The organism is uncultured Sphingomonas sp. (assembly GCF_964244265.1).
GTDB lineage: Bacteria > Pseudomonadota > Alphaproteobacteria > Sphingomonadales > Sphingomonadaceae > Sphingomonas.
In genome coordinates, this window is record NZ_CAXTHV010000007.1 from 62,983 (window position 1) to 78,393 (window position 15,411).

Below are 15,411 nucleotides of genomic sequence, written 5' to 3' on the forward strand. Positions count from 1 at the left end.
CGGCCGCGATCGCGCATGACATGCCGGGTGCGCTCGCGTAGCATCGGGCCATGCGAAAGCCCGCGCCCGGCCTGCCCACGCGCCAGCAGATCCTCGATTTCATCGCCTCGTCCGACATTCCCGCCGGCAAGCGCGAGATCGCTCGCGCCTTCGCCTTGTCGGCGCAGGACAAGATCGCGCTGAAGGCGCTGCTCAAGGACATGGCGGACGAGGGGCTGATCGATTCGGCGCCGGGCCGCGCGTTCCACCAGATGGGCGGCCTGCCCAAGGTGACGGTGCTGCGCGTCGCCGACGTCGATGACGGCGGCAACGTCTGGGCGGTGCCCGAGCGCTGGGAGGCGGAGGGCTTGCCGATGCCCCGATTGCGGGTGCGCGAGCGCGGCGGCAGGCGATCGGCGCTGGCGGTCGGCGACCGCGTGCTGGCACGAACGGAAGAGGCCGGTAACGGCTGGATCGCGCACCCGATGAAGACGCTGCCGCGCGGCGAACAGATGATGCTGGGCGTGCTCCGGCGCGAAGGCGACCGGCTGTGGCTGGAAGGCGTCGAGAAGAAAGAGCGCCGCCAGTTCGCCGTGTGGGATCCCGGCGACGCCGAGCCGGGCGACCTGGTACTGGCGGAGAAGGCGGGGCGCCCGCCCCGGATCACCGCCCGGGTGGTCGAGCGGCTCGGCGATCCGTTCGCGCCGCGCAGCTTCTCGCTGATCGCGATCCACAAGTTCGGCATTCCCGACGTCTTTTCCGGGGAAACGCTGGCGGAGGCCGAGCAGGTGGCGCGGCTGTCTCTGAACCAGGATCGCGAAAATCTGACGCACCTGCCGATCGTCGCGATCGACCCGGCCGATGCGCGCGACCATGACGATGCGATATGGGCGGCGCCAGACGATGATCCGGCCAATCCCGGCGGCTGGCGCGCGATCGTCGCGATCGCCGATGTGAGTTTCTATGTCCGCCCCGGCTCGGCGCTCGACAAGGAAGCGCGGCGGCGGGGCAACTCGGTCTATTTCCCCGACCGCGTCGTGCCGATGCTGCCCGAAATCCTGTCTGCCGAAATCTGTTCGCTGAAGGAGGGGGCGGATCGTGCCGCGCTCGCCTGCCACCTGCGGATCGCGCGCGACGGGAAGCTGCTCGACTGGCGCTTCACGCGCGCGGTCGTGCGCATCGCCGCCAACGTCGCCTATGAGGAGGCGCAGGCCGTGGCAGATCAATTCCTTCCGGGTACGGAATCCGGGGAGGAACTGGCGGGCATTCTCCGTCCTCTCTGGGACTGCTGGCGCGCGCTGGCCAAGGCGCGCGATACCCGATCGCCGCTCGATCTCGACCTGCCCGAGCGGCGCGTGATGCTGGATGAAAAGGGGCGGCTTCTGTCGATCGCGCCGCGCGAGCGCCTCGACGCGCACAGGCTGGTCGAGGAGTATATGATCGCCGCCAACGTCGTCGCCGCCAAGGCGCTGGAGGCCAGGAAGGCGCCCGTCATGTACCGCGTCCACGAGCCGCCCAGCCGCGAGAAGCTGGTCGCGCTGAAGGAGTATCTCGAGACGTTCGGCGTGCCGTTCGCGCTGGGCCAGGTGGTGCGCCCGGCGACGTTCAACCACATCCTCGATCGGATCGGGGATGCCGACTTCCGCCCGCAGGTGATGGAACAGGTGCTGCGCACGCAGACCCAGGCTTATTATGCGCCCGACAATCACGGTCATTTCGGGCTGGCGCTGGGCAGCTATGCGCATTTCACCTCGCCGATCCGCCGTTATGCCGATCTGGTCGTCCACCGCTCGCTGATCGCGGCGTACCGGTTAGGCGAGGGCGCGCTGACACCAAGCGAGGCCGGCGCGATGGCGGCGATCGGCACGTCGATCAGCCAGCTCGAACGCCGCGCGATGGAGGCCGAGCGCGACACGATCGACCGTTATGTCGCCGCTTTCCTGGCCGAACGCGTCGGGCAGGTGGTGGAGGCGCGGATCACCGGGGTTGCCAATTTCGGCTTCTTCGCGACGGTCGAGGGTGTCGGCGGCGACGGGCTGGTGCCGGTGCGCGACCTGGGCAGCGAATATTTCCGGTTCGACGAGGGCGCGCGCACGTTGGTGGGTGAGCAATCGGGCGACACGTTCGCGCTCGGCCAGCGGCTCGACCTGCGCCTGGCGGAGGCCAATCCGGTGTCGGGCGCGTTACGCTTCGAACTGCCGGAGGGCAAGGGCGCGTCCGTAGCCGGCGCCGATCATCGCCCCCCGCGCGTGCTCAAGCGGCGGGGCCGGCCCGCCAATATCCGGCATCAATCACGGCGACGTTGAACAAGGGAGGACGAGTCATGGGCGGAGCGGCAGTGGCGGGCGCGGCGGTGGCCAGGGCGCGGCGCCGGATCGGATCGCATTTCATGGGGCAGAACGCGGTGTCGCCGGCCAAGGCGGTCGCCTATGTGCCCGGCCGCCGGATCGAACGGCGCATGTTCGAGAGCATGCGGGACAAAGGCGTGGTAAACGAAAGCGCCCCCGGCAAATATTGGCTCGACATTCCCGCGTTCGACGCCTGGAACAGCGCACGCCGCCGGCGCGCGGGCGTGATGATCGGCGCGGCGGTGGCGATCAGCGTCGCCATTGGCCTGCTGGCGGGGTGACCCGGCCCCGGCGGCTGACCGGTGGCACCCCGCCGCCCGTGCCCTCGGTGATCCACGCCGGCGCGTTGCGGGTGCGCGGCCGGGTCGCCGAGCGGTTCCTGGCCGGGCACGCGCTGGCACCGGAGGACGCGATCGACTTCACCCCCGATCCTGCCGATCGCGCGGCGTTCGACCGGCTGCGTGCGCTCGGCGTCGTGCGTCAGGCGGGCGGTCGCTGGTGGTTCGATCTTGTCGCCTACCATCTACGCCAGCGCGCGCGCAGCCGCGCGGCGGTGCTGTGGAGCATCGGCCTCGCGCTGTCGCTGGCGGGGTTGGCGATGCTGCTTTACTGACGCCCGCCGGGCGCGACGCTTTACGCCGCCTCGCTGAACTGCAACGCGGCGAGGCGCGCGTAGAGGCCGCCCTGCGCGCTCAGCGAGGCGTGGGTTCCGCGTTCGACGATGCGGCCATGGTCCATCACGATGATCCGTTGCGCCGCGCGGACGGTGGCCAGCCGGTGCGCGATGACGATCGTCGTGCGCCCCGCCATCAACCGGTCGAGCGCTTGCTGCACCAGTTGCTCGCTTTCGGCATCGAGCGCGCTGGTCGCCTCGTCGAGGAGCAGGATCGGCGCATTGCGCAGCAGCGCGCGGGCGATCGCGACGCGCTGGCGCTGGCCGCCCGACAGTCGCGCGCCGCCCTCGCCCAGGAACGTGTCGAGCCCCTGCGGCAGCTTGCGCAGGAACTCGGCGGCATTGGCCGCTTCGGCCGCCGCCCACAGGCGCTCGTCGCCGGCATCCCATTCGCCATAGCGCAGATTGTCACGCGCGCTGGCGGCGAACAGGATTGTTTCCTGCGGCACCATCGCGACGCGGCCGCGGATGTCGGCGGGGTCGGCTGCGGTGAGCGGCACGCCGTCGATCCGCACCTCGCCCGCTTCGGGATCGTAGAAACGCTGGATCAGCTGGAACAGCGTGGTCTTGCCCGCCCCTGACGGGCCGACTACCGCCACCGTCTCGCCTGGTGCCACGTCGAGCGAGAAGTCGGTCAGCGCGGCGATCTCGATTCGCGTCGGATAGCGGAAGGCGACACGATCGAAGCTGACTGCGCCGCGCGCCGGCGCGGGCATGGCGACGGGATGGGCCGGGGCGGCAATGGCCGGCTCCTCGGCGAGCAGTTCGGCAAGCCTGCCCGCCGCCCCCGCCGCCCGCAACAGATCGCCATAAACCTCGGTCAGCGCGCCGAACGAGCCGGTGACGATGCCTGCGGTCAGCACGAATGCGGTAATCGCACCCCCGGTCAACCGCCCGCTGGCGACGTCGTTCACCGTATCCCACATGATCAGCGTGACTGCGCCGAACAACAGACCGATGACCAGAGCGGTCATCACCGCGCGCAGCCCGAACCGGCGCCGGGCGGACTGGAAGCCGGTCTCTACCGCGGCGGCGAAGCGGTCATTCTCGCGGCGTTCCTGGCCGAACGCCTGGACGATCTTCATCGCGCCCAGCGTCTCGACCGCGATCGATCCGATGTCCGCGACGCGATCCTGGCTGGTCCGCGAATAGGTGCGCACGCGCCGCCCGAGCAGCACGATCGGCATGACCACCACGGGGATGCCGATGATCAGCATGCCGGCAAGCTTGGGTGCGAGCGTGAACAGATAGATCAGCCCGCCAATCCCGATCACCAGGTTGCGCAGCGCCACCGACACCGTGGTGCCGACGGCGATCTCGACCTGCGCGGTGTCCGCGGTCAGCCGCGAGGCGATCTCCGACGGGCGGTTCTCCTCGAACCAGCCCGGCGCCAGCCGCAGCAGGTTGCGGTGCACCGCGACGCGGATGTCGGCCACCGTCCGCTCGCCCAGCCACGATACCGAATAGAATCGGACCGCGGTCGCGATCGCCAGGACCATCACGACGACGAACAGGCCGTGGAAATAGGGAACGATCCTGGCAGGATCGGCGCCCGCGACGAAGCCGTTGTCGACCACCAGCTTGAACGTGCGCGGAATCCACAAGGTCGCCCCCGCCGATACGATCAGCGCAACCAGGGCCATTGCCAGGTGGCCGGGATAGCGCGAGGCGAAATGCACGATCATCAGGAGGTTGCTCAGCCGCCGGGGAGCCGGGGCTTCGATGGGGACGTCCGCCATGCGTTGCCCCTAGCAGCCCGCATGCCGGCGCTCAACGCCGGCCGGTATTGGCCGACACGTTGCCAGCAGGGCGCGGGAGGTCTAGGAACGTTGATCCCGCGGTAACCGCTATCTTCTACAGGAGCCTATGCTCTACAACGCCTATGAAATGCAGCGGTCGATGATGGCAGGCGCCAGTGCGCTGGCCAATTTCAGCGCCGGTCTGCTCAGCAATCCCGCCAATCCTTTTGCCTATTTCGGCGGCGGTCCGATCGTCGCCTCGGCGCTGGAGGTCTTCGCCCACGCCTCGGCCCCGCGCGGCAAACCCGAATTCGGCTTCACCGAGATCGCGATCGATGGCCGCCGGGTGGAGATCGTCGAGGAGACCGTCCTGAGCAAGCCGTTCGGCCAGCTCAAGCGTTTTGCGCGCGCCGGGGTGACGGGCGGGCCGCGTCTGCTGATCGTCGCGCCGATGTCCGGACATTACGCCACGCTGCTGCGCGGGACTGTGGAGCGGATGCTGCCGTTCGCCGACGTGTACATCACCGACTGGCGCGATGCGCGGCAGGTGCCGTTGTCGCAAGGGTATTTCGATCTCGACGATTATGTCGACTATGTCGTCGAGTTCCTCGAGGCGATCGGGCCGGGCGCCCACATGCTGGCGGTGTGCCAGCCCGCGGTGCCGTGCTATGCCGCTGCCTGCCTGATGTCGGCCGACAAGAATTCCTGCCGCCCGCGCACGCTGACCATGATGGGCGGCCCGATCGACACCCGCATGGCGCCGACCGCGGTCAACACGCTGGCGACCGAACGGCCGCATTCCTGGTTCGAGAACAACGTCATTGCGACCGTGCCGATGACTTATCCCGGCGCCGGACGCCGCGTCTTTCCGGGCTTCCTGCAACTCGCGGGTTTCATGTCGATGAACCTCGGCAACCACCTCCAGTCGCATTGGGAGATGTTCAAGCATCTGGTCCAGGGCGATGACGAAGGGGCGGACGCGACCAAGGATTTCTACGAGGAATACCGCTCGGTCTGCGACATGACCGCCGAATTCTACCTGCAGACGATCGATATGGTGTTCCAGCAGCACCTGCTGCCCAGGGGCGAGATGATGCATCGCGGGCGGCGGGTCGATCCGGGGGCGATCAGCGATGTCGCGCTGCTCGCGATCGAGGGCGAGCGTGATGATATTTCCGGCCTTGGGCAGACCAAGGCGGCGCTCGACATCGCCGTCAACCTGCCGCAATCACGCAAGAAATATTACATGGCGGCAGGTGCCGGCCATTATGGCATCTTCAACGGCAGCAAATGGCGCAATCAGATCGCGCCGGTCGTGGAACGCTGGATCACCGCGCACGCTTGAGCCATGCGCGGTGATCGGATCGCTGCTCAGGCCGCTGTCGTACTGACCCTGGCGTGGCTGCCCGCCTCGCTCGGCTTGATCGTGCCGCCGAGCAGCATCTTCACCCGGCCGCTGATCGATACGTCGCTTTCCCACAATTCGGCATCGTCAATGTCGAAGCGCAGCAGCGCCAGATTGGGATCGCTCTTGCCGCCGGGAAACCATGCCTCGGCCTGCTTGTTCCACAATTTGTCGATCATCGCGAAATCGTTGTCGACGGCGACTGTCCCGGCCAGGCAGGCGAAGAAATCGTGGCCCTTCGACACGAACTGCGCCATCGCCTTGCCGCCGCCGGCCAGCCGGTTGTCCTTGCCGATGAAGAAGAACAGCGTGTCGACCTGATCCCTGTCGAGCTGCGCGGTCAGCGGCTCGCTATGCCCGCCTTCCTCCAGCCCGACCATCACGAACGGGCTTTGCGCCATCCTGTCCCACATCGTCTGCTTGATCTCGTGCGTGTCGGCCATCGTCATTTCTCCTCGATTCGGAAAGATAACGACCGGGACGAACGGAGTTTCCCGACCAAGGTTCGATTCGACTGCGGCCACAGTTCAGGCAATGATGATGAGGAGGCGGCGGCAAAGGAGATTGAGGTAGCACCCGGCGGCCCCGCAAGGCTCGCCCCACCGACGAGGGATCAATGACCGACGCGCCGACTTCCGACCCCCGCGCCAGCATGGCCGCTTTGTACCGTGCACCCGAACCCGAGGTGCTGAAGCCGTTGCTGGCGCGCGCCGCGCTGACACCGGCGGCGCGGGTGCGCGTGCTCGGCCATTCCTCGGGCCTGCTCGCTGACCTGCGCGCGGCGCAGGATCGCGGCTGGGTCAACCAGTTCCTTCAGGAATACCGCCTCAACTCGTCCGAAGGCGTGGCGCTGCTCAGCCTGGCCGAGGCGTTCCTGCGGGTCCCCGATCCCGCGACGGCCGACCTCCTGATCGCCGACAAGCTCGGCGACGCCGACTGGCGTGCGCATGCCGGCCGGTCGAACTCGGCGCTGGTCAATTCGGCGACCTGGGGGCTGGTGGTCGGCCGCGCCCTGGTGGGCGAAGACGCGGCGGGGCCGCTGCGCCGCCTGATCGCCCGCGCCGGCGAGCCGTTCCTGCGCCAGGCGGTCGGCGCCGCGATGAAGATGATGGGCGAGATATTCGTGATGGGGCGCACCATCGACGAAGCGACGCGGCGCATGCGCCGTCCAGAGCATCAGGGCTTCACTGCCAGCTTCGACATGCTGGGCGAGGCCGCTCGGACGCGGTCCGATGCCGATCGCTATTTCCAGGCCTATGCCGACGCGATCGACACGGTCGGGCGCGTATCCGAGGCGGGGCATTCGATTTCGGTCAAGCTGTCGGCGCTCCATCCGCGCTACGAGGTGGCGCAATGGGATAGCTGTGTGCCAGAGCTGACCGCGACGCTCGAGGCGCTGGCGGTGCGGGCGGCGGGCCAGGGCATCGCGCTGACCGTCGATGCCGAAGAATCCGAGCGGCTCGAGATGAGCCTCGACATTATCGGCGCGGTCGCCGCGCTGCCCGCGCTCAAGGATTGGGACGGGTTCGGCATGGCGGTGCAGGCCTATGGCAAGCGCGCGCGGCCGGTGATCGCCTGGGCGGATGGGCTTGGCCGGACGATGAACGTGCGGCTGGTCAAGGGCGCCTATTGGGACAGCGAGATCAAGCGCACGCAAATCGAGGGCCTGAGCGACTATCCCCTGTTCACGCGCAAGGCGGCGACGGACGTGTCGTACCTGGCGGTCGCAAAGGACATGCTGGCGGCCGAGCATATCCGTCCGGCCTTCGCCAGCCACAACGCGCTGACCGTCGCGACGATCATCGAATGGGCGGGCGGCAGTCGCGATTTCGAGTTCCAGCGGCTCCATGGCATGGGCGACGGCCTCTATGAGCGGCTGGTCCGCGACGATGGCTATCGCTGCCGGATCTACGCGCCGGTCGGCGGGCACCGCGACCTGCTCGCCTATCTGGTCAGACGCCTGCTCGAGAACGGCGCCAATTCGAGCTTCGTCCACCAGTTGGCCGACGAGCGGCTGACCGAGGCGGAGATCCTGGCCGACCCGGTGGCGAAGATTGCGGCGGTGGGCGGAGCGCGGCACCCGAGCATTCCACTGCCGGTCGACCTGTTCGGCGCGCAGCGCAGGAATTCCGCCGGCCTGGATCTGGCGGACCGTACGACGTTGGCGGAAACCACTGCTTCTCTTCGTACCTTCGTGCCTTCCTATGAGAAAAAAACTGGTTTCACGCAAAGACACAAAAACACCAAGGAAGCAGTGGGTGCTGCCGCCGCAGCGTTTCGCGACTGGTCAGGGCGATCGGCGGAGGATCGCTGTTCGATCGTCGAGCGGCTGGCCGATCTGCTCGAGGCCAATCGCGACGAGCTGATGGCGATCTGCGTGACGGAGGCGTTCAAGACGATTCCCGATGCGCTGGGCGAGGTGCGCGAGGCGGTTGATTTCTGCCGTTACTATGCGCAACAAGCGCGCCACGGCTTGCAGCCGATCGAGCTGCCCGGGCCGACCGGCGAGCGCAACGTCCTGCACCTGAGCGGGCGCGGCGTGTGGGCGACGATCGCGCCGTGGAACTTCCCGTTGGCGATCTTCCTGGGGCAGACCGTCGCGGCGCTGGTCGCTGGCAACACCGTCGTCGCCAAGCCCGCGCCGCAGACGCCGCTCATCGCCGCCGCCGCCATTCGTCTTGCGCACCGCGCTGGGGTTCCCGAGGACGCGTTGATCCTGTTGCCCGGCGGGCCTGACGTCGGCGCCGCGCTGACCGCCGACCCGCGCATCGCCGGCGTCGCCTTTACCGGATCGACCGCCACCGCCAGGAAGATCGCGCGCAGCCTGCTTGAGGACGACAGTCGTCCGATCGTACCACTGATCGCTGAGACCGGCGGGATCAACGCGATGATCGTGGACTCGACCGCGCTGCCCGAACAGGTCGTCGCCGATGTCGTCACCTCCTCGTTCCGTTCGACGGGGCAACGCTGCTCGGCACTCCGCCTGCTGTTGCTCCAGGAGGACATCGCCGAAACGACCATCGCGATGCTCAAGGGCGCGATGGATCTGCTGCGGTTGGGTGATCCGGGTGATCCCGCGATCGATGTCGGCCCGGTAATCGACCGGCCCGCTTATGACAGGCTGATAGCCTATTGCCGGGCGGCGGCAAGGCAGACGATCAAGGCGGTGACGGCGCCGGCGGCCGGCCTGTTCGTGCCGCCGACGCTGATCCGGATCGAGGCGATCGAGGATCTGACCACGGAATGGTTCGGCCCGATCCTGCATGTCGCGACGTGGCCGGCCGGCAAGCTCAGCGAGACGATCGCCCGGGTCAACGCCAAGGGGTACGGCCTGACGATGGGCCTCCACAGCCGCATCGCGCGCGCGGGCGAGGTGGCCGAGCACGAGGCGGCGGTCGGCAACCTCTACATCAACCGGTCGATGATCGGGGCGGTAGTGGGCAGCCAGCCATTCGGTGGCGAGGGACTGTCCGGCACCGGCCCTAAGGCTGGTGGCCCGCATTACCTGCACCGCTTCGTCGTCGAGCGCGCGGTGTCGATCGACACGACCAGCGCCGGCGGCAACGCGACCTTGCTGAGCCTTGACGAGGGCGGGATCTAGCGCAGCGGCTTGCCCGAATCCTTCCAGCGATCGAGCACCGGCGATGCGCCGGGTAGCGTGTCGGCGGCGACGGCATCGGTCCGGGCGAGGCCGGCGCCGGCAAAGGCCGGCTGGATGGATGATGCCATTGTCCTGGCGATCGATGGATCGGGCAGTGCCGTCGACGCAAGGGTCGGCAATGCCGGCGTCGCGACGGCCGGCAACAGCGCTATCCGCGCGAGCGGGCCCGGCGCCGGCTCACCGCCGCGATAGGCCTGGTTGAACGCCGCCGGCGTCCCCCAATAGCCGCGCCAGCGGTGGAAGAAATGTGCGCCGATCGCGTCGGTCATTACCAGGCTGCGGTTCCACGCCGGGGTCACCGCATATGTGTGATAATGCGTCGCCAGCCCGACCGGCGCGAAGACATAGCCGGCCAGCGCGGCGCTGGCGATCCGCGTCGCACGCGCCATGCCGCTCGCCGCCGCCACGCGCGCCAGCGACCCGTCGCAGGCATAGCTGAACTGGCAACCGCTGCCGCGCTCCGAACCCTGGTAGATCACGCCGCACACGGTCGATGGAAATGCCGGGTGGCGGACGCGGTTCAGGATGACCTGCGCCACCGCGCGCTGGCCTTCGTCGGATTCGGATGCTGCCTCGTAATAGATGGCGGTGGCAAGGCAGGTCAGCGCGCGGGCGCGGTCGAGAATGCTCGCCCTGGCCATCGAGAACGGCGTGGCTGGCGGCACCGTGCCGTCGGCATCGGGGGTCAGGTCGGCATTGGCGGGGATCGGGAGATCGGACAGGGAAGCGGTGCCGGTGGTTCCCGCCCCCGGCGCGGCGATGCCCGGCGACGTCGTTTGATCGGCGGCGTAATAAAGCGCGGCGCCCGGAAAATGGTCCTCGGCCTCATAGCCGGCTGGTGCCGCCGCGCTGTCGGTCGATGCGGGGCCGGCGTAATACGCGATCACGGTTGCCTTGGCCGATGCCGCCACCACGGGCAGCGCGACCACCAAGGCGAGCGCGACCAGCCGCGTGCGTTCCGTCCAGTTCCGCCAGTCGACCAATGCGTGCCCTTCGCTGCCTGCCGGCTGCCGCCGGTATGGGTGGGCATAGCGCAGCATGACGGCCGACGCTGCCGTCAATTCCAACGTGTCCCACCGGGAAACAGGCGATGGTTAAAGTAACAACTGGCCGGTCACGGGCTATCTCAACGTGGCGCTGTCCAGGTTGATCGTGCTTGCCGGGATCACCTGGACATCGGGGTATTTCTTGCGCAGGTCGTCGATGAACAATTTGGCGTCGCCGACGACGATGACGCTGGCATTGGCAGGATCAAGCAGCCGGGACGCGACGCGACGTACGGTCGCGGCGTCGATGCCGGCGATTGTCGGCGTATAGGCCTTGAGCTCGCTGAGCGGCACGTTCTCGATCACGTAATCGCCCAGGATGCCGGCAATGCCGCCGGTCGTCTCGGTCTCGCGGCCGAAATCGCCGATCAGCACGGCCTTGCGCGACTCCAGTTCGCCGGCCGGCACCGGTGCGGCGCTCATCCCGCGCATCGTATCCACGATCAATCCGACCACTTCGGGTGCGGAAGGGTTCTTGGTCTGGGTCGAGGCGGCGACATATCCCGGCTGGCGTCGCGCCGCCAGGCCGCTGTTCGCCCCGTAAGCGAGGCCCCGCTTGATCCGGATTTCCTGGTTGAGCCGCGACGAGAAGCCGACGCCCAGCGTGGCGTTGGCAATGCTGGCGGCGTAATAATCGGGATCGCTGCGCGAGATGCCCGGTCGTGCCACGACCACGCCGGCCTGGCCGGCATTGGGCATGTCGACGACGATCACGCGCGGGGGCGTGGCGCCGGCCGCTGGCGGCGCGGAGACCGGCGCGACCGGCGTGGCGGGCGCCGACCAGCCGCCGAAATTCTTTTCGGCCAGCGTCCTGGCCGCGGCGGCGCTGATATCGCCGACCATGATCAGCGTGGTGTCGCCCGGACGCCAGGTACGCGCGTAGGCGCGTTGGACATCGGCGCGCGTGATCGCCTTCAGCGAGGCGGGTGTCCCCGCCAGCGCCCGGCCATAGGGGCCGCCGCCCATCACGGTACGCGCCGCAACTAGCGAGGCGAGCCGCGCCGGATTCTTCAGCTGGACCTGGACGCCGTCAATATTCTGCGCACGCGCGCGCTCCAGCTCGTCGGGCGCGAAGACGGGATTGCGAACGACATCGGCGAGCACGGTCATGGCCGGGGCGATCTGGTCCGACTTGACGCCCATCGACACCGAGGCCGCATCCCAGCCGACCCCGCTGTTGATCGATCCGCCCAGCGCCTCGACCTCGCGTGCGATGGTCGTCGCTGACCGGGTCATGGTGCCCTTGGTCATCAGATCGGCCATCAGGCTGTCGAGCCCCGCGCGGTCCGCCGGGTCGGCCGCCCCGCCGCCATTGGCGACGACATAGACCGATACCAGCGGCAGATCGCGCTTCTCGACGGTGACCAGCGTCAGGCCGTTGGCGAGCTTCGCCGTCACCGGGGCGGGCAGCGCAGCGACTACCGGCTTGCCTGGCGCGGGCACCGGCACGCGCTCGGCATCGGTTGCCGGGGTGATCACCGCAACGTCGGCAGGGGGCGTCATCTCTGCGACTGTCACCGTCGCGGCGACGGCGATGGTATCACCCTTGGTTCCCTTGGGCGCCATTTCCAACGGCATGTAGCGGATTGTGGCGGATTGGGGGGCGTTTAGATATTTGCGCGCCACGCGCTGGATGTCGGCGGCGGTGACACGGCCGATTGCGGCGAGTTGCCGGTCGGCGGCGCGCGGATCGCCGTCGAGAATCACCGATCGGGCGATAGTAGCTGCCTTGCCGTCGGCGGTCTCGCGGTCGCGGATCGTCGCGGTGACGATCTGGTTCTTGGCCTCGCGCAGTTCGCCGGCGGTCACCGGCGCGTCCCGCAGCCGGGCGATCTCGCGTCGCAACGCCGCCTCGCCCTGGGCTACCGGCTTGCCGTCGGCCATCGTCGCGGTCAGCACCATCGCGCCGGTGCCCTGCTTGGTGTCGAGAAACGAATTGGCCGATTGCGCGATCTGGTCGCGATAGACCATCGTCTCGTACAGACGCGAGCTGTCGCCGGTCGACAGGATCGCGTCGAGCACTTGCAGCGCGGGCATGTCGGCATCGTTGTCGGACGGGATCAGATAGCTGATCAAGACGGCGGGCAGCGGCGTGTTGGGCTCATAGACGGTATAGCTCGTCGCCCTGGTGCGCGCGGGCTCGGTGACCGTGACCCGCGGGATCGCGCCGTCGGGCCTTTTGATCCTGCCGAAATACCGGTCGATCCAGGCGTCGAGCTGGGCCGGATCGAAATTGCCGGCGACGACCAGCACCGCATTGTCCGGCCGGTAATAGAGGGCGTGGAAGGCGCGGACGTCGTCGATCGATGCGGCTTCGAGATTCTCCAGATTGCCGATCCCCGGCCGCGCATAGGGATGAACCTGATAGGTGATCTCGGGATAATAGATCGAGAACAGCTTGCCATAGGGCGCGGCAAGCGTGCGCTGGCGCAGTTCCTCCTCCACCACGTTGCGTTCGGAACCGAAGCTCGTCGGCTCGACCACCAGGCTCGCCATGCGGTCGGCCTCGGCGAACAGCAGGCGTTCGAGATGGTTGGCGGGAACGACCTCGTAATAATTGGTATAGTCGTCGTTGGTCGAAGCGTTGTTAAAGCCGCCGACATCCTCGGTCAGCCGGTCGAACTGTTCGGACACCAGATTGCGCGTGCCCTTGAACATCAGATGCTCGAACATGTGCGCAAAGCCGGACTTGCCCCTGGGATCGTCCTTCGATCCGACATTATACCATAATTGCACCGCGACATTGGCGGTGCCGGTATCGCGTATGGCATAGACGCGCAGGCCGTTGGCGAGCGTGCGTTCGGTAAACGCGATCGGCTTGACCGCGGTCGCGGGAGCCGGCCTGGCCCCGGGCGACCCCGGCTTGGCCGGAGCGGGGCGCGCGGCGGCGACGAAAGGCAACAGGGCGGCGCCCAGCAGGAGGGCGGCTCGGTTCAGACGCATTGGGGCAAACTCCGTAACCTGCGGGGGACGGCGCCTTGTCCGACCCCATCATGGGTCAAGTCAACCGCCTGTGCCGTTGAGAGGGAGGCCGTCTATGTGAAGAATGATGCTTTCATGTTGATCCCGTCACCTCGGTTCAAAGGCCGGAACGACGATGAACGTCGTTCGAGCTGATCTCATCACACCCTGGCCGGTGCCGGTTCCGTCAAGTCAGCCGCGTTTGCGCGACCGGTTGGCGAACAGCAACGCCGCCGCAATCGCTGCCGAACCGATCCCGGCCCCCAGCGCCGCCAGTTCCCAGGAGCGGTTCTTCCACGGTTCGGGCGTCGACCTGGCGGCGTCGGCGCTTGCCTTGGCGGCACGCGCGGCGGCGATGATTTCGTTTTCCGGGATCTCGTTTTCTGGCTGGTCGGTCACGCTCACTCTCCTTGCCGTCCGACGTAGCGTGCGCGGAAGCCGTCGGCAAATGCCGCCAGCCGCCCGGCGGTGATCGCCGCGCGCAGGTCCGCCATCAACGCCTGATAGAAATAGAGGTTGTGCTCGGTCATCAGCATGGCGCCAAGCATCTCGCCGGCGCGCACCAGATGATGGATGTACGCGCGGTGCCAGGTCGCGCAGACCGGGCACGCACAATCGGGATCGAGCGGGCCGACATCCTCGGCGAATTTAGCGTTCCTGATGTTGATCGGCCCGGCCCTGGTGAACGCCTGGCCGGTGCGGCCGCTGCGGGTCGGCAGGACGCAATCGACCATGTCGACGCCGCGTTCGACCGCGCCGACAATGTCGTCGGGCTTGCCCACCCCCATCAGGTAGCGCGGGGCGGCGGCGGGGAGTTGCGCAGCCGCGAAATCGAGCACGCCGAACATCGCCGCCTGCCCCTCGCCGACCGCAAGGCCGCCGATCGCATAGCCGTCAAAGCCGATCCGGGTCAGCGCCGCCGCGCTTTCGCCGCGCAATTGCTCGTCGAGCGCGCCTTGCTGGATGCCGAATTGCGCCGCCCGCCCGGCATGGTCGCCGCCGCCCAGGAACGCCGCGCGGCTGCGACCCGCCCAGCGCATCGATCGCGCCATTGCCGCCGCCTGCACGTCGCGCGCCGCCATCGCCGGCACCAGCTCGTCGAATGCCATGACGATGTCGCTGCCCAGCAGCCGCTGGATTTCGATCGATCGCTCCGGGCTCATCAGGTGGCGCGTGCCGTCGAGATGGCTCCTGAACTCGACCCCCTGCTCGTCACGCCTGGTCAGCGCGGCCAGGCTCATCACCTGATACCCGCCGCTGTCGGTCAGGATCGGCCGGTCCCAGCCCATGAAGGCGTGCAGGCCGCCCAGCCGCGCGACCCGCTCCGCGGACGGGCGCAGCATCAAGTGATAGGTGTTGCCCAGGATCACGTCCGCCCCGCTGGCGCGGACGTCGGCCGGCTTCATCGCCTTCACCGTCGCGGCGGTGCCGACCGGCATGAAGGCGGGCGTGCGGATCGCCCCGCGCTGCATCGTGATCGTGCCGGCACGCGCCTTGCCGTCGGTGGCGCCGACGATGAACTCGAAACGGGGCGGCATCGGGGGTCATTGCCCTTCCCCCACGCCCAAGTCCAACGCGTTGACGCGTTGCCATGGACTC

11 protein-coding genes are annotated in these 15,411 nt (G+C 68.1%); 5 read left to right on the forward strand and 6 right to left on the reverse strand.

The window, feature by feature from the left end:
• Nucleotides 1-50 precede the first annotated feature (50 nt).
• The 3 genes from ACFE7K_RS04375 to ACFE7K_RS04385 are packed head-to-tail and all read left to right on the forward strand — an operon-like array spanning nucleotide 51 to nucleotide 2,940.
• The gene (locus tag ACFE7K_RS04375) at nucleotides 51-2,285 is read left to right on the forward strand and encodes a ribonuclease R family protein (protein ID WP_375396945.1); all 2,235 of its coding nucleotides are present in this window, start codon (nucleotides 51-53) and stop codon (nucleotides 2,283-2,285) included.
• A gap of 17 nt (nucleotides 2,286-2,302) precedes the next feature.
• Nucleotides 2,303-2,608 carry a hypothetical protein gene (locus tag ACFE7K_RS04380; protein ID WP_375396946.1) on the forward strand — a complete coding sequence of 102 codons (306 nt, stop codon included), beginning with the start codon at nucleotides 2,303-2,305 and terminating at the stop codon, nucleotides 2,606-2,608.
• On the forward strand, nucleotides 2,605-2,940 hold the full coding sequence (locus tag ACFE7K_RS04385; RefSeq protein ID WP_375396947.1) for a hypothetical protein: 336 nt from the start codon (nucleotides 2,605-2,607) through the stop codon (nucleotides 2,938-2,940). The genes ACFE7K_RS04380 and ACFE7K_RS04385 overlap by 4 nt, the downstream gene beginning before the upstream one ends.
• Before the next feature lie 20 nt (nucleotides 2,941-2,960).
• Here the strand turns inward: ACFE7K_RS04385 and ACFE7K_RS04390 are convergent, their stop codons facing one another.
• The gene (locus tag ACFE7K_RS04390) at nucleotides 2,961-4,739 is read right to left on the reverse strand and encodes an ABC transporter transmembrane domain-containing protein (RefSeq protein WP_375396948.1); all 1,779 of its coding nucleotides are present in this window, start codon (nucleotides 4,737-4,739) and stop codon (nucleotides 2,961-2,963) included.
• A 127-nt stretch (nucleotides 4,740-4,866) separates the two neighbouring features.
• Here ACFE7K_RS04390 and ACFE7K_RS04395 point away from each other — a divergent pair, with 127 nt between their 5' ends.
• Nucleotides 4,867-6,084: a polyhydroxyalkanoate depolymerase gene (locus tag ACFE7K_RS04395; RefSeq protein ID WP_375396949.1), complete on the forward strand. Its 1,218-nt coding sequence runs from the start codon at nucleotides 4,867-4,869 to the stop codon at nucleotides 6,082-6,084.
• Between the two features lie 26 nt (nucleotides 6,085-6,110).
• Here the strand turns inward: ACFE7K_RS04395 and ACFE7K_RS04400 are convergent, their stop codons facing one another.
• Complete coding sequence (locus ACFE7K_RS04400) at nucleotides 6,111-6,587, reverse strand: pyridoxamine 5'-phosphate oxidase family protein (protein WP_375396950.1); 477 nt, start codon at nucleotides 6,585-6,587, stop codon at nucleotides 6,111-6,113.
• A 173-nt stretch (nucleotides 6,588-6,760) separates the two neighbouring features.
• Between ACFE7K_RS04400 and ACFE7K_RS04405 the strand changes: the two genes are divergently transcribed.
• Nucleotides 6,761-9,745, forward strand: a complete 2,985-nt coding sequence (locus ACFE7K_RS04405) for an L-glutamate gamma-semialdehyde dehydrogenase (protein ID WP_375396951.1) — start codon at nucleotides 6,761-6,763, stop codon at nucleotides 9,743-9,745.
• Here the strand turns inward: ACFE7K_RS04405 and ACFE7K_RS04410 are convergent.
• From ACFE7K_RS04410 to tgt, 4 genes are all read right to left on the reverse strand, one after another.
• The gene (locus ACFE7K_RS04410) at nucleotides 9,742-10,845 is read right to left on the reverse strand and encodes a cell wall hydrolase (RefSeq protein ID WP_375396952.1); all 1,104 of its coding nucleotides are present in this window, start codon (nucleotides 10,843-10,845) and stop codon (nucleotides 9,742-9,744) included. The two genes, ACFE7K_RS04405 and ACFE7K_RS04410, sit on opposite strands and share 4 nt — an antisense overlap.
• A gap of 81 nt (nucleotides 10,846-10,926) precedes the next feature.
• Complete coding sequence (locus ACFE7K_RS04415; protein WP_375396953.1) at nucleotides 10,927-13,794, reverse strand: M16 family metallopeptidase; 2,868 nt, start codon at nucleotides 13,792-13,794, stop codon at nucleotides 10,927-10,929.
• A 210-nt stretch (nucleotides 13,795-14,004) separates the two neighbouring features.
• The gene (locus ACFE7K_RS04420; RefSeq protein WP_375396954.1) at nucleotides 14,005-14,211 is read right to left on the reverse strand and encodes a hypothetical protein; all 207 of its coding nucleotides are present in this window, start codon (nucleotides 14,209-14,211) and stop codon (nucleotides 14,005-14,007) included.
• A gap of 2 nt (nucleotides 14,212-14,213) precedes the next feature.
• Entirely contained in the window at nucleotides 14,214-15,350 is a 1,137-nt protein-coding gene (gene tgt, locus ACFE7K_RS04425; RefSeq protein WP_375396955.1) for a tRNA guanosine(34) transglycosylase Tgt, read from the reverse strand.
• Between the last annotated feature and the right edge of the window lie 61 nt (nucleotides 15,351-15,411).

Bases quoted from the DNA above. Each gene is read 5' to 3' on its own strand.
- ACFE7K_RS04410 (WP_375396952.1), bottom strand. From the start codon at position 10,845: ATGCTGCGCTATGCCCACCCATACCGGCGGCAGCCGGCAGGCAGCGAA.
- ACFE7K_RS04400 (WP_375396950.1), bottom strand. From the start codon at position 6,587: ATGGCCGACACGCACGAGATCAAGCAGACGATGTGGGACAGGATGGCG.
- ACFE7K_RS04415 (WP_375396953.1), bottom strand. From the start codon at position 13,794: ATGCGTCTGAACCGAGCCGCCCTCCTGCTGGGCGCCGCCCTGTTGCCT.
- ACFE7K_RS04380 (WP_375396946.1), top strand. From the start codon at position 2,303: ATGGGCGGAGCGGCAGTGGCGGGCGCGGCGGTGGCCAGGGCGCGGCGC.
- ACFE7K_RS04395 (WP_375396949.1), top strand. From the start codon at position 4,867: ATGCTCTACAACGCCTATGAAATGCAGCGGTCGATGATGGCAGGCGCC.
- ACFE7K_RS04390 (WP_375396948.1), bottom strand. From the start codon at position 4,739: ATGGCGGACGTCCCCATCGAAGCCCCGGCTCCCCGGCGGCTGAGCAAC.
- tgt (WP_375396955.1), bottom strand. From the start codon at position 15,350: ATGCCGCCCCGTTTCGAGTTCATCGTCGGCGCCACCGACGGCAAGGCG.
- ACFE7K_RS04405 (WP_375396951.1), top strand. From the start codon at position 6,761: ATGACCGACGCGCCGACTTCCGACCCCCGCGCCAGCATGGCCGCTTTG.
- ACFE7K_RS04375 (WP_375396945.1), top strand. From the start codon at position 51: ATGCGAAAGCCCGCGCCCGGCCTGCCCACGCGCCAGCAGATCCTCGAT.